This window comes from Serratia sp. 3ACOL1 (assembly GCF_003668775.1).
GTDB lineage: Bacteria > Pseudomonadota > Gammaproteobacteria > Enterobacterales > Enterobacteriaceae > Chania > Chania fonticola.
The window spans coordinates 5,118,930-5,133,371 of record NZ_CP033055.1; the positions used below are offsets into that span (position 1 = coordinate 5,118,930).

General features: G+C 55.7%; 7 protein-coding genes and 1 pseudogene. 4 read left to right on the forward strand and 4 right to left on the reverse strand.

What is annotated here, in order from left to right; all coding sequences use genetic code 11:
* Positions 1 to 157 precede the first annotated feature (157 nt).
* From treC to treR, 3 genes are all read right to left on the reverse strand, one after another.
* Complete coding sequence (gene treC / locus D9980_RS23255) at positions 158 to 1,822, reverse strand: alpha,alpha-phosphotrehalase (RefSeq protein ID WP_121608549.1); 1,665 nt, start codon at positions 1,820 to 1,822, stop codon at positions 158 to 160.
* A gap of 18 nt (positions 1,823 to 1,840) precedes the next feature.
* Positions 1,841 to 3,256, reverse strand: a complete 1,416-nt coding sequence (treB, locus tag D9980_RS23260; RefSeq protein ID WP_021179093.1) for a PTS trehalose transporter subunit IIBC — start codon at positions 3,254 to 3,256, stop codon at positions 1,841 to 1,843.
* Between the two features lie 189 nt (positions 3,257 to 3,445).
* The gene (gene treR / locus D9980_RS23265; RefSeq protein WP_024483407.1) at positions 3,446 to 4,393 is read right to left on the reverse strand and encodes a trehalose operon repressor TreR; all 948 of its coding nucleotides are present in this window, start codon (positions 4,391 to 4,393) and stop codon (positions 3,446 to 3,448) included.
* A 537-nt stretch (positions 4,394 to 4,930) separates the two neighbouring features.
* Between treR and mgtA the strand changes: the two genes are divergently transcribed.
* Both mgtA and D9980_RS23275 read left to right on the forward strand, forming a co-directional pair.
* The gene (gene mgtA, locus D9980_RS23270) at positions 4,931 to 7,639 is read left to right on the forward strand and encodes a magnesium-translocating P-type ATPase (protein ID WP_121608550.1); all 2,709 of its coding nucleotides are present in this window, start codon (positions 4,931 to 4,933) and stop codon (positions 7,637 to 7,639) included.
* Between the two features lie 508 nt (positions 7,640 to 8,147).
* A complete protein-coding gene (locus D9980_RS23275) occupies positions 8,148 to 10,541 on the forward strand; it encodes a beta-N-acetylhexosaminidase (RefSeq protein WP_121608551.1) in 2,394 nt (797 codons plus the stop codon).
* A 20-nt stretch (positions 10,542 to 10,561) separates the two neighbouring features.
* Here the strand turns inward: D9980_RS23275 and D9980_RS23280 are convergent, their stop codons facing one another.
* Entirely contained in the window at positions 10,562 to 11,491 is a 930-nt protein-coding gene (locus tag D9980_RS23280; RefSeq protein ID WP_121608552.1) for a LysR family transcriptional regulator, read from the reverse strand.
* Between the two features lie 225 nt (positions 11,492 to 11,716).
* Here D9980_RS23280 and D9980_RS23285 point away from each other — a divergent pair.
* Both D9980_RS23285 and metC read left to right on the forward strand, forming a co-directional pair.
* A pseudogene (locus D9980_RS23285) lies at positions 11,717 to 12,963 on the forward strand (dicarboxylate/amino acid:cation symporter).
* Positions 12,964 to 13,018: 55 nt separating this feature from the next.
* Positions 13,019 to 14,206, forward strand: a complete 1,188-nt coding sequence (gene metC, locus D9980_RS23290; RefSeq protein WP_121608553.1) for a cystathionine beta-lyase — start codon at positions 13,019 to 13,021, stop codon at positions 14,204 to 14,206.
* The last annotated feature ends 236 nt before the right edge of the window (positions 14,207 to 14,442 follow it).

Sequence of the window (14,442 nt, forward strand, 5' to 3'; positions counted from 1 at the left end):
AGATCCGCTGCCTTTTGGCCCCTGCCTGGCGCTTGCTGGCAGGCGCTGAGTAACTGAGGAAGTGTTCCCAGCGCCAATTTCATTGTTCGATCCATACAAAATCAATGTTTTTCAGACAATTATGTATGGATTGTAGCAAACAACTCCCGGTGGCCAATCAGGACTCCAGCAGCCACCAACTCGCCTCGAAAGGCCGCAAAACTCCGGCCCGTGGCTGCTCTGCAGCATCCATATAGTTGCTTATCAGTGGCCGCCACAGTTCAGAAAATTCAACGCCAGCGGCATCCCATGCCAACGGTTCGCGGCTCAGGTTCGCAACTACCAGCAACCGTTGCCCATTCCAACTACGTTGATAACACCACAATGCCGGGTGAGCCGGGGCCAGATCCTGATAGTCGCCGTGAGTCAGCAGCGGATACTGCTTGCGCAGGGCGATCAGATGGCGATAAGCGTAAAATACCGAATCACGATCGGCCAATGCTGCCGTGGCATTAATCTGGGGGTAGTTCTCTGCACAGGCTATCCAAGGCGTACCGGTGGTGAAGCCTGCGTGGGGTGTCGCGTTCCACTGCATCGGTGTGCGGCCATTGTCCCGTGATTTGCTGGCCAGAATAGCCAACAGTTCGCCTTCGTTTCTTCCCTGAGCCTGCAGTTCGGCGTACATATTCAGACTTTCCACATCGCGATAGCTTCCGATCTGCTGGAAGCCTGGATTGGTCATGCCGATCTCTTCACCCTGATAGATATACGGCGTGCCCTGCATACCGTGCAGCACCATCGCCAGCATCTTGGCAGCGGTGACTCGCAGCTCGCCCTCGTCGCCAAAGCGCGAAACGATGCGTGGCTGGTCGTGATTACACCAGAACAGCGCGTTCCAGGCGCGGTTATGCATGCCTTGCTGCCAGTGGTGGAAAATCTGCTTCAACTCGACGTAATCTGGTGCGGCCAGCGTCCACTTCTGCCCGTTGGCATAGTCTACTTTCAGGTGGTGGAAGTTGAAGGTCATCGACAGCTCGGCACCGCTTTGCGCCGCATACTGCTGGCAGTGCTCCAGCGAGGTTGAAGACATCTCGCCCACGGTCATCAGGCCGCGTGGCTGAAACACGTCGCGGCTCATCTCCTGCAAAAACTCGTGAATGCGCGGGCCGTCGGTGTAGAAACGGCGGCCATCGCCCTGGTTATCACTCGGGAAGTCCTGCTGCTTGGACACCAGGTTGATTACATCAAGGCGCAGCCCATCCACGCCTTTATCTGCCCAGAACTGGCACACTTTCTTCAGCTCTTCGCGCACCGGCGGGTGTTCCCAGTTCAGGTCGGCCTGCTCGGTAGCAAACAGGTGCAGGTAATATTGGCCGCTGTCGGCGTGCCATTGCCAGGCATTACCGCCAAATTTGGAGCGCCAGTTATTGGGCAGGGCGTCACCTTCGCCATCGCGCCAGATGTAGAACTGACGCAGCGGGCTGGCAGGATCCTGCGAAGCCTTAAACCACGGATGCTCGGTGGAGGTGTGGTTAAACACCATATCCATCACGATACGGATGCTGCGCTGGTGGGCCTGTGCCACCAGGTGTTCGAAGTCGGCCATGGTGCCGTAGGCCGGATCGATGGCGCAGTAATCGGCGACGTCGTAGCCATTATCGACCTGGGGCGAGACATAGACCGGCGTCAGCCAGATGGCATCGACGCCCAGCTCCTGCAAATAGTCCAGCCGTTGAGTTACCCCTGCCAGATCGCCATAGCCGTTACCGGTGCTGTCCTGGAAGCTCTTCGGATAGATTTGATAAATAACGCCGTTCTGCCACCAGGGAATTACATTGCTCATAAAAAAATACCTTTCAGTTTAAACCGGTAACTCGCCGCGGCTGGCTTTGCGTTTGTAAACCATCATGGTCAGCAGCAGTGGGATCACTACGGCCACCAGGATGGCTACGGAGTAGATCAGCCAGAACTGCGGTTGGATAGACAGGATGCCCGGCAGGCCACCTACGCCGATGCCGTTAGCCATCACGCCGGTCAGGCCACAAATCAAGCCTGCGAAGGCGGAGCCGATCATCGCGCACAGCATAGGGAAGCGATATTTCAGGTTGATGCCGTACATGGCTGGTTCGGTCACGCCGAGATAGGCGGAGATGGCGGCCGGTACGGAAATCTCACGTTCGTTGGCCTTGCGGCTGACGATGATGATGCCCAGCACTGCCGAGGCCTGCGCGATATTAGACAGGGCAATCAACGGCCAGACTGGCGTACCGCCCATGCTTTGGATCATCTGCATATCGATTGCCAGCGTGGTCTGATGCACCCCGGTGATCACCAACGGTGCATACAGGAAGCCAAACAGTGCCGCGCCGATCGGGGCGAAACTACCGGTCATTACCCACTTCACTGCCCAAGCGACGCCATCGCCAATCATGCGACCAAACGGACCGATCAGCGTGTGAGCCAGGAACACGGCCAACAGCAGGGAAACCACCGGCACCACCACCAGATACAGATAATCCGGCACGATCTTTTTCAGACGAGTTTCGATCCAGCCCAACGCCATACCGGCGAGGATCGACGGGATCACCTGCGCCTGATAGCCCACTTTCTCAATGGTGAACCAGCCAAAGTTCCACACTTCTGGCACTTGCTGGCCGAGCAGGTAGGAGTTCATCAACTGCGGGGAGACCAGGGTGATCCCCATCACGATGCCGAGTACTGGGGTACCGCCCATCTTCTTCACCGTTGACCAACAGATAGCCACCGGTAGGAACATAAAGATGGCCTCGCCCAATAACCACAGGAAGTCATAAATGGTTTTCCAGGCAGGGTGCATCTGGGCCAGCGTTTGGCCGCCGGACATTGGGATATCGCCGATCACGTTGCGGAAACCCAGGATCAAACCGCCGCTGATCAGGGCTGGCAGCAGTGGGAAGAAGATCTCGGCGAAGTGGGAGATACCGCGTTCGAACCAGGTCATGTTCTGGCGAGCGGCCAGTTTGGCCTGTTCCTTATCGGCTTCGTTGATGCCGGTGGCTGCGATTAACGCCTGATAGTAATCACCAACTTCAGGGCCAATCACCACCTGGAACTGCCCGGCGTTGGTGAAACAGCCTTTGACCATGCGCAACTGCTCAATCTCTTTCGGCTTGGCCTTGGCGGGATCGTTAAGGACGAAACGCAGGCGGGTAATGCAGTGGCTGACGGTGGCGATATTCTCGCGGCCACCCACCAGCACGATCAGGCGATCGATGTCCTGCTGCTGAACTTTGCTCATTATGGCACCTTTGTTATCAGTGAGGCTCAGAGGTATTGATGTTTTTAAGCTTAGCCACTAGGCCGTTTTTATTAAATGGGAACGTTCCCAACTTGCGGTGAGGATCACAAAATGAACAATAAAGCCGCAAATAGCGTCAAAATGAACTCTGGCTACGATATGTAGGGGCGCAGCATGCTGCGCCTGCTATTAGGCAAGTTTGCAGGGGATAATGATTTGGCGGATGCTGAGTTCACCACTCAACTGGCCCAGCAGTTGAAGGGCCGCCTGCTGCCCTGCGGTACCATAGCCCAACTCAACGGAAAACGTCTCTGGGAACAAGAAGTTGAGCATTGGCGTATTACCGATGGCGCACACCTGGATTGGCGTAATCTGTTGCTGTTGCAGGTACTTCATCGCACCTAGCGCGATAGTATCGGAGGCGCACACCAGCGCGGTGGTTTGAGGTTCAATCACGTTGGCGGCCAGTTGGAAACCGCTCTGATAGTTCAGTTCACCCAACGCCACCAGCGGCGAGATTTTTTGCGCGCGACAGGTATCCAGATAGGCCTGATGGCGACGCATCCCGGTGGTGGCATCGGACTCCTGCACGCCAAGGTAGCTGATATGGCTGTGACCCTGCTTGCGTAAGCGCTGCATCAGCAGTTTCACGGCACCTTCATCGTCATAACAAACGGAGGAAATCCCCGGATATTCGCGGGCGACCACCACCATCTTTTCCTGCCACGGTTTGAGCATATCAGCGGTCAGGCCGGTAAAGCCGAACAGGATCACGCCGTCGACGTTGCGCTGGCGCAGTACGTTGAGGTGTTCCTCTACCAACCGGGTTTCAAACTGGCTTTCCATCACGATCGGATCGAAGCCCTGCTGATACAGCAGCGGCAACATGGTGCGCACGGCCTGATTTTCCGAAGGGGAATCCAGACGGGAAACGATAATGGCGACCACTTTGTCGCTCTGGCCGCGCATGGCACGCGCCGATTTTGACGGGGTAAAACCCTGGCTGCGGATCACCGCCTCCACCCGTTCACGGGTTTGTGGGCTTACGCTGCCTTCGTTATTCATCACGCGTGAGACGGTAGACTTGCCTACCCCGCTCAGGCGGGCGATATCCTTGATTGTCAGCCGGTTTTGCATGGTTTACTTTTCATTTAGGTTATGAGGCTTAAACTTATACCCGTCGCCTTTCAAGTTGCAGCGTTGTTACCTGTACTTACACACCCCGGTCACTTACTAAAGTAAGCTCCTGGGGATGAGTCAGTTTGTCGCCTAGCTGCAACTTGAAATTCATAGGGTATACAACATCCCACTTATGCTCGCTACCATAGCGCATTTTAACGCGCGGATCTTGGTGCGCGGCCCATAGTGTTGCAAAACGGAATGGCCGCCTTTGCCGTTCTCACTTTTTCTTTACCGGAGGTAAATCCCTGAATGGATCCTGATCCGAGCCCTGACACTACTCATTCGGTTCCCCGGTAAAACCTCTTCGCTCTGCGTTGCTGTTTTACCGGTTTAGGTAAGCAGCGGCACTTGCTCGATAGTTCGCCTCTGTTGTGATTGAAAATAATAGGATCTGTTCCGGCGGAGGATTTTTGGCGCGTCAGAAAATCAAGCCAGCGGGCCGATCCGCCGTTCACCCACTGCCGTGAGGCGCTGGGCGATGAGGTGCGAACGATGAAATTTAAATATATCCCCCGTCGGCTGCTGGGTTTGCTCAGCCGCAATTTGCCACGCCGCCTGGTGCGGCGTGATGCGCTATTGGAAAGCGTCAGTGGCTCGGCGCAAGAGCTGCCTGCCGGTTTGGCTAAACAACGCCTGGAATGTGCCGCCGCCAGCGCGATGCAACTGTATGAGCGTTTCAACAGTCACCCGGAAGGCATCACCGCGCATGAAGCAGAAACTGCCCGCGGACTGTTTGGCAGCAACACCATCGAAAACCAGCTGGCCGAAAGCTGGTGGAAGCATTTGTGGCACTGCTACAGCAACCCCTTCAACCTCCTGTTGACAGTACTGGGGCTGATTTCCTACGCCACCGAGGATCTGATCGCTGCGCTGGTGATTGGTCTGATGGTGCTGATCTCCACGCTGCTGCACTTTATTCAGGAAGCCCGCTCCAACAAGGCGGCGGATGCGCTGAAGGCGATGGTCAGTAACACCGCGACGGTGTACCGCAGTGATGCGCATACCGGTAAAAGCGAACATAGCGAACTGCCGATCTCACAGCTGGTGCCGGGCGATATCATCAAGCTGTCGGCTGGGGATATGATCCCAGCGGATCTGCGGTTGCTTTCTGCCAAGGATCTGTTTATCAGCCAGGCCGCGCTGACCGGTGAATCGCTGCCGGTAGAAAAAGTGGCGGATCCCCGTGGCCAGGTGAGCGATCCGTTGGAGTGCCAAAACCTGTGCTTCATGGGCACTAACGTCGTCAGCGGCACCGCGCTGGCCATAGTGATTGGTACTGGCAGCGAAACCTACTTCGGCCAGTTGGCGCAGCGGGTAACCAGCCAGGATGAGCAGCCCAACGCCTTCCAGGCCGGTATCAGCAAAGTAAGCTGGCTATTGATCCGCTTCATGTTGGTGATGACGCCAATCGTGTTGCTCATTAACGGCTTCACTAAAGGCGACTGGTGGGAAGCGGCACTGTTTGCGCTCTCGGTGGCGGTGGGGCTGACGCCGGAAATGCTGCCGATGATCGTCACCTCTACCCTGGCGAAAGGGGCGGTCAAGCTGTCGCGCCAGAAGGTGATCGTCAAACGTCTGGACGCGATCCAGAACTTTGGCGCGATGGATATTCTGTGCACCGATAAAACCGGCACGCTGACTCAGGACAAAATTGTGCTGGAGCGCCATACCGATGTGTTTGGAGCCAACAGCGAGCGGGTGCTGCGTTACGCCTGGCTGAACAGCTTCTACCAGACCGGACTGAAAAACCTGCTGGATGTGGCGGTGCTGACCTGTGCCGACGAAAGCCAACAGCCGGACGCGTTGCAGCATTACCGCAAAGTGGACGAGATCCCGTTCGATTTCGAACGCCGCCGCATGTCAGTGGTGGTTGCGAAAGAGGCGCAATACCATGAGCTGATCTGCAAGGGCGCGCTGGAAGAGATGCTGTCGATCTGTAGCCATGTGCGTCAGGAAGATGAGGTGATCCCGCTCAGCGAAGCGCTGCTGGCGCGCATCCGCCGTGTTACCGACGAGCTCAACCAGCAAGGGCTGCGCGTGGTGGCGGTGGCCAACAAGATCCTGCCAGCGACGGATCATGAGTATGGCGTGGCGGATGAATCGGATCTGATCCTCGAAGGCTATATCGCCTTCCTCGATCCGCCGAAGGAGAGCACCGCACCGGCGTTGGCTGCGCTGAAAAAGAATGGCGTAACCGTCAAGATCCTCACCGGCGACAACGAACTGGTCGCCGGTAAGGTGTGTAAGGACGTGGGTCTGGATGCGGAGCATATCCTGCGTGGCAGCGAGATCGAACTGATGGATGACGCCACGCTGGTCGCGGCGGCGGCGCGTACTACGGTGTTTGCCAAGCTGACGCCGCTGCACAAGGAACGCATCGTCCAACTGCTGCGTAAGCAGGGCCACGTAGTGGGCTTTATGGGTGACGGTATCAACGATGCCCCGGCGCTGCGCGCGGCGGATATTGGTATTTCGGTAGATTCTGCGGTGGATATCGCCAAGGAAGCGGCGGATATCATCCTGTTGGAAAAAAGCCTGATGGTGCTGGAGCAGGGGGTGATAGAGGGCCGCCGCACGTTTGCCAACATGCTGAAATACATCAAGATGACCGCCAGCTCCAACTTCGGTAACGTCTTCAGTGTGCTGATCGCCAGTGCCTTTTTACCTTTTCTACCGATGTTACCGCTGCATCTGTTGATCCAGAACCTGCTGTACGATATTTCACAGATTGCCATTCCGTTCGATAACGTCGATGACGATCAGATCACCAAGCCACAGCGTTGGAACTCTGGCGATCTGGGCCGCTTTATGGTGTTCTTCGGGCCGATAAGCTCGATCTTTGACGTGCTGACCTTTGCCCTGATGTGGTACGTGTTCCAGGCCAATACGCCGGAAATGCAGACGCTGTTCCAGTCCGGCTGGTTTGTGGAAGGGCTGCTGTCGCAGACGCTGATCGTCCATATGATCCGTACGCGCAAGATCCCGTTTATTCAGAGCCGTCCATCTTGGCCGCTGTGTGTGATGACGCTGGCGGTGATCGCCATCGGTATCGGCCTGACCTTCTCGCCGCTGGCGGGCTTCCTGCAACTGCAGGCGTTGCCGCTGGGCTACTTCCCGTGGCTGGTGCTGATCCTCGCTGGTTACATGGTGCTGACCCAGTGCGTGAAAGGGTGGTTTGTACGCCGGTATGGCTGGCAGTAAATTTGCTGATGGTCCCCTCACCCTAACCCTCTCCCACAGGGAGAGGGGACCGACCGAGTACGCCATCTGTTGCAGAAAATTACCTGATTACGGCACTAACTAGTTCCCTTTTGCAGTGAAGTAGTTAGATCACGATATTTCATGACAACGCCGAGCCATCTCCCTCTCCCCACAGGGAGAGGGGACCGACCGAGTACGCCATCTGTTGCAGAAAATTACCTGATCACGGTACTAACTAGCTTCCTTTTGCGGCGAAATAGCTTGATCGCGGTACTTGACTGCAATGCTGAACTAGCTTCCTTTTGCGTTGAAGTAGATTGATCGCGGACGTGATGACAACGCCAAACCAGCTCCCTCTCCCCGTGGGAGAGGGTTGGGGTGAGGGGCATCTCCAGAGCCAATCTGTGATCCATCGCACCGTTTTGCCCCTGCGGTTGGACATCTCTCCCCAGCTCAGTCTTTATCTACTTCCTTGGCTAGATTGATTTTTTCCTCTGAGGAATTTCCGATGCACAAACCCTTCAGTTATACGCTACTGGCTTCTTCGCTGTTATTTTCCCTGAATGCACTAGCCCAACCGGCTGGCGATCTGCCGCTGATGCCCTGGCCACAGCAGGTTGAGTTAGCTCAGCCGCAAGGCAAGCTGGTGCTGGATTATCGCTTATCGTTCAACGTTCAGGGCGATGACTTGAGCGAAGCGCAGGCTCGCTGGCGCGATCGCCTGGAACGGCAAACCGGTTGGACGCTGGCCCCACAGAGCGAGAAAAACCAGGCGGCAACGATCAACATCATCATCAAACATCAGGTTGCAGCTCAGCCGCTACCGGACAGCGACGAGAGTTACCAGCTCAAGGTGACGCCGCAGGGCGCGACGCTGACGGCCAACACCCGCTTCGGTGCGCTACGCGGCATGGAAACGCTGCTGCAATTGGTGCAGACCGACGGCGAAAACACCTTTATGCCGTTGGTGAATATTACCGACGTCCCACGCTTCCCTTGGCGTGGGGTACTGCTGGATTCGGCGCGCCATTTTTTGCCGGTCGAGGATATTCTGCGCCAGCTCGATGGCATGGCGGCCGCTAAACTCAACGTATTCCACTGGCATCTGACCGACGATCAGGGCTGGCGCTTTGCTTCCGAGCACTATCCAAAGTTACAGCAACTGGCCAGTGACGGTCATTTCTACACCCGTGAACAGATGCAGCAGGTAGTCGCCTACGCTACGGCGCGTGGCATTCGGGTAGTGCCCGAAATCGACCTGCCGGGCCATGCTTCTACCATTGCCGTGGCGTATCCTGAGCTGCTTAGTGCACCAGGGCCGTATCAAATGGAACGCCATTGGGGCGTCCACAAGCCGACGCTCGATCCTTCGAATGACAAGGTTTATCAGTTTGTCGATAGCATCATCGGCGAACTGGTGGCTATCTTCCCCGATCCTTACTTGCATATCGGCGGGGATGAGGTGGATGCCACCCAGTGGAAAGAGTCCAAAACCATCCAGGCGTTTATGCAGCAGAACCAGCTGGCAGATGCCCATGCGCTGCAGGCTTTCTTCAACCAGAAGCTGGAAAAGATCCTCGAACAACATCAGCGCCGCATGGTGGGTTGGGATGAGATTTACCATCCGACCTTGCCGCGCACCATTGTGATCCAATCCTGGCGTGGGCCAGATTCTTTGGGGGCCAGCGCCCAGGATGGCTATCAAGGCATCCTCTCTACCGGTTTCTATCTCGATCAGCCGCACAGCACCGCCTATCACTATCGCAATGAAATTTTGCCGCAGCCGCTGGGGGTAAATACCAACGTGCAGGTGGATGAGCAGGCGCAGAGCTGGCAATTCAGCATGCCGCGTTTCAAGGGGAGCCCGGTAGAAGGCACCTTCACGCTGATCGAAGGCAAGCAGGGATGGCGTGGCTTTATCGATTTCAAAGACAAATCGCGCCGTGCAGTGCGGGATATCGAGTGGCGTACGCCAGAACAGGTGACCTTCCGCATTGATACCTGGATGGGTGACACGCGCCCGGTATTCACCTTGCAACAAGATCAACTGAGCGGTTATACGCTGGTGGGCAACGTGCGCTACCCAACCAGTGGCAGTAAATTGACGGCGATCCCGGCGGGCGTGATGCCGGTGGTACCGGATGAGCAGCATCAGGCCAATATTCTGGGGGGCGAAGCCGCCTTCTGGGCGGAAAACATCCGCGCACCGGTGCTCGATCTCAAGCTGTGGCCAAGAACCTTTGCCGTGGCGGAGCGTATGTGGTCAGCCAAGGATGTGACCAATGAGGACAATATGTACCAACGCCTGGCGGCGATAGATGCCTGGTCGGTGGTGTCTGTCGGCCTGCAACAGCACGCCGAAACGGCGCGTGAGTTTACCCGTTTGGCTAACAGCGTGGATATCACTCCATTGCAGGTCTTGGCCGAAGCGGTGGAGCCGGGGCAGTATTACACCCGTCAGCACCTGAAGTTCAAGGCAGGTAATTACCACCAGTTTGAGCCGTTGAACCGCTTTGCCGATGCCATCCCACCGGAAAGTTCGGCAGTGCGCGATCTCGATAAGCAAGTGGCGTTGCTGCTCAAAGACAAGAACCATCGCGCAGCGGCAGAGGCGATCCGTGAACGTCTACAACGCTGGCAACGTAACGGTGCACCGGTGAAGCAGGTGATAGCCGGTAACGTGGTGATGAAGGACTTGGCGCCGGTGGTACAGGATGTCAGCGCGTTGGCCGATCTGGGCTTGATGCTGTTGGAACGCTATCAGCAAGGGAAGCCTTTGAGTAACGCGGAGGCGGAACAGGCCCAGCAACAGCTGGACGCGGCAGCACAGATCCGGGATGAAGTGGTGATTGCGGCGGTGTACCCGCTGGAAACGCTGTTGCGCGCAGTTGCGGTGCGCTAACCGGGCAGGGGATGGCGTGGTTAAGACTGCGCCAACCAGCTATCCCAGATGGGCACCGGCTGTAGCTGCTCCAGCAGAAAATCGATAAAGGCACGTACCTTGGGGTTGCTGTAGCGGCTGGGGAAATACAGGGCATACAGGCCGTGGGTCGGGTGGGTCAGTGTGCCGTCCAGCGCTAGCGGAACCAAGGCGCCTTGCTCAATTAAATCGCCCAACAGGTAGGTTGGCAGATAGGCAATGCCTTGATTTTCCAGCACCGATTTCAGCAACACCAGGCTGCTGTTGGCCTGGATCGGGGTGCGTGTCTTCAAGTGGTGGGCGACGCCCTGCTCATCAATAGTCTTCCATACCGGGGTCAAACCAGGGTAAATCAGGCACTGATGATGGCTTAAATCCTGAATGGAATGCGGCGTACCGTACTTTTCGAGATATTTTGGGCTGGCGCAATAGGCCCAATTCACCGTGGCTAATTTACGCATTGCGTAATTAACAGGCGGTTCCGAAGAAATGCGCAATGCGATATCAAAGTTGGTTTCATTAAGATTAACAAAGTTGTCATTAAGGTTAATATATAAATCAACATCAGGACAACGCTCACGAAAATGATTCGCCAACGTTGCCAAATGGGAATAACCAAAAGCCATCGAGCAGGTGATCCGTAATTCACCGTTGGGGTGATTATAGTAACCGGCGGTGGTGTTGAGTGATTCATTAAAATCAAGCAACAGTTGCGTTGCACGATTGTATAAGTATTGTCCAGGTTCGGTGAGCGTAAAGCTGCGTGTGGTTCTCTTTATTAAGGTGGTGCCCAACTGACTTTCCAGCTGCGCCAGGCTCTTGCTGACCGCCGAGGGTGAGACGTTCAGGTGTGCGGCAGCCTCCGACAGCCCACCACATTCCACAATCTTGACCAGAACTTCCAGTTGCTTTAACGACGCTGGGCTGCTCATTTTTTCCTTTAATTCACGAGTGATTTCTTTAAACGGTACGAATGCGCTATTACATCGCTGGAAACAAGATGCCATTATTAATCGCAGAATACGCTGTACTGTACCAGATCACAACCAAACACCAAGGGGGTGACCTGTCTCACACAAGTCACATACTATTGTTGAGAAAAATAAAAAAGTGACATAAGTCACATGAACAAAAAAGATAATAATAAGGAACTGAATATGTGGAAACGTCTAGAACCCTACAAGTCATCTTTTATTCTGTTATTTGCCTTAACGCTCGGGGGATCGTCGGTATATACGCCCCCGATATTGCGTTGAAATTACAGGCAATCGGTAAGATATTCCTCAATCTGCTGTTTATGATCATCGTACCGTTGGTCAGTGTCAGCGTGATGTCCTCGATCGCCGGCATGACCGACCTGAAAAAGCTCGGGCGCATCATGGGGGTGATTTTTACCGTTTCCATTGTGATGGCGCTGATACCTGCGGCCGGTATCGTCGGCCTGGCCACCTTATTCAACCCTGCGCAGGGCGTCACCATTGAACTGGCGGAGAAGTTTAATGCCGGTGGTGGGGGCATGGATTTTGTCAGCATGGTGACCACCAACGACTTCGTCGGGCTGCTGTCCAAATCCAACATTCTGGCGCTGATTATCATGTCCGTGATTGCCGGCATCGCCATCGGCCAGTCGGGTGAGCAGGGCAAGCGGGTGTCAAACTCGCTCAACGATCTCAACACCATCATCATGAAGATTGTCTCTATCATCATGAAGGGCGCGCCAGTCGGGCTGGGCTGCTATTTTGCCTCCACCATGGCCAGCCAAGACTCGCAGTTGCTGGTCACCTTTGCCAGAGCCATCGGTCTGTTCTTTGCCGCGACGCTGCTGTACTACGTTTTTGGTTCCATCTTCTACTCCTGGATTGGCGGCGGCGTGCCTGCGATACGTGCCTTCTGGCGTAACGCCATCGAGCCTTCGGCCACCGCATTGGGCACCTGCTCCTCTCTGGGCACCTTGCCTGCCAATATCCGCGCGGCCAAAGCGATGGGGATTAATCCGGAAATCGTGGACATCTCCCTGCCGCTGCTGGTAAACCTGAATAAGGGCGGCGTGGCGATGATTGCGGCCCTGAAGATCGTGTTTATCTTCGCGGTACTGGGGTTGGACTTCACGATGGAGACCTTCTTCCTGACGATGCTGATTTCCGTGCTGTCGGCAATTATCGTCGGTGGCGTTCCCGGCGGGGCTTTCCTGGGCGAGATCTTCATTGTCACCACGTTGGGGCTGCCGTTGGAAACTATCCCGATGCTGGTGGTGCTGGGCACTATAACCGACGCTCCGGCCACGCTGATCAACGTGATCCACGATCTGAACGCCGCACAAATTGTTGAGCGCTTTGCGGGCAAAAAGCCGCAGCCGGTCTCTGAAAACGCAAGTCTTACGGATGTAGCAGAAAAAATCGCGTAAGGGCCGCTACATAGCCCTCTTATTTTTGATTAACGATAAAAGTAGGCAAATTGTTATGACATCTAAAAAGATAGAAACCGCCCTGGTCACCGCTGGCCGTAAGCCTCGATTCACTCAAGGATCGGTCAACCCGGTGATCCAACGCGCCTCTTCCTTAACTTTCGATACGGTGAAGGCCAAAAAGTTTGCCACTGCCAACCGTGCCAAAGGGGAGTTATTCTACGGGCGTCGCGGCACCCTGACGCATTTCTCATTCCAGGATGCGATGGCAGAACTGGAAGGCGGGGTAGGCTGTTCGCTTTACCCTTGCGGGGCCGCCGCCGTCACCAATGCTATCCTGGCGTTTGTTGCCAGTGGCGACCATATCCTGATGACAGGGGCCGCCTATGAGCCGACGCAGGATTTCTGCAACAAGATCCTGAGCAAGCTGGGCGTGGCAACCACCTATTACGATCCGCTGATCGGTGCCGGGATTGCCGAGCTGATCAAGCCTAATACCAAAGTGCTGTTCCTGGAGTCCCCAAGCTCTATCACCATGGAAGTTCAGGACGTACCGGCGATGGTGAAGGCTGCTCGTGCGGTGAATCCAGAGATTGTCATCATGATTGATAACACCTGGGCGGCGGGCATTCTGTTCAAGGCTCTGGATTTTGATGTGGATATCTCTATTCAGGCTGGAACCAAATATATCATCGGCCATTCCGACGCGATGCTGGGTACCGCCGTGTCGAACGCACGATGCTGGGACCAACTGCGTGAGAATTCCTACTTGATGGGGCAAATGGCCGATGCGGATACCGCCTATAATGGCAGCCGTGGCCTGAGAACATTGGGTGTCCGCCTCAAGCAACATGAGATCAGCAGCATTGCCATTGCCCAATGGTTGGCGGCGCGGCCAGAGGTGGAGCGGGTTAACCATCCGGCGCTGCCTTCTTGTAAAGGGCATGAATTCTTCCAGCGGGATTTCAGCGGCAGCTGCGGGCTATTCTCTTTTGTGCTGAAGGCACGGCTGACCAATGAGCAGGTTGCCCACTATCTGGACCATTTTGAGCACTTCAGCATGGCCTATTCATGGGGCGGGTTTGAATCGCTGATCCTGGCCAACCAGCCGGAAGAATTGAACGAAATCCGCCCGGCGGCCAAGGTGGACTTTACCGGCACGTTAGTGCGCGTTCATATTGGTTTTGAGAACATTGACGACCTGATCGCCGATCTGGAGGCGGGCTTTGCGCGTCTGAAGTGACCCATCACCCTAACCCTCTCCCACAGGGAGAGGGGACCTACCGTGCCACCGATTGGGCTTTGTGTCCGACTAGCGACAGCTCTGAACGAGCCACAATTTGACTCCCACACTCGACTACAACATCGATCTGGCTCCCTCTCCTTGTGAAGGGGACGGAACATGTCACAGATTGACTCCTACACCTGACAACAGCACTGAACTGGCTCCCTCTCCTTGGGGGAGAGGGTTGGGGTGAG